The sequence below is a fragment of the Burkholderia stagnalis genome (assembly GCF_902830275.1).
Lineage (GTDB): Bacteria > Pseudomonadota > Gammaproteobacteria > Burkholderiales > Burkholderiaceae > Burkholderia > Burkholderia stagnalis.
The window spans coordinates 1-432 of sequence record NZ_CADESW010000101.1 but is presented as its reverse complement, the minus strand read 5'-3'; the positions used below and the strand labels follow the sequence as shown (position 1 = coordinate 432).

Annotated in this window: 1 protein-coding gene; it reads left to right on the top strand. The window is 68.8% G+C overall.

Annotation, left to right across the window (positions count from 1 at the left end; genetic code table 11):
- Positions 1-432: winged helix-turn-helix transcriptional regulator (locus tag HWY45_RS36400; protein ID WP_176118513.1), on the top strand; the 432-nt coding region annotated here is incomplete at both ends.

Genomic DNA, 432 nt, shown 5'->3' with positions numbered 1-432 from the left:
GGCGCTGGAGCAGGTCGGCCAATGGTGGAGCCTGCTGATCCTGCGCGACGCGATGCAGGGCTCGACGCGCTTCGAGCAGTTTCGCGAGAGCCTCGAGATCTCGCCCACCATGCTGTCCAGGCGCCTGTCCGAGCTGGTGGAGGGCGGGCTGCTCGAGCGCGTGCGCAGCACGCCCGAATCGAGCCGCGACGAGTATCGCGTGACGGCCAAGGGGCGCGGGCTCGCGCCGGTGCTGATCACCTTGTTCGCCTGGGGGCGCCGCCACGTCAAGGGCCATCCCTGGGGCGTCGATTTCGTCGATCGCGAAACCGGCAAGGCCGTCGATCCGGTGCTGATCGACCGTCATACCGGCAAGGTGCTGAGCCGCGAGACGCATGCCTTCGTGCCGGGACGCCATGCGTCCGAGAGCACGCTCAAGCGCCTGAAGACGCT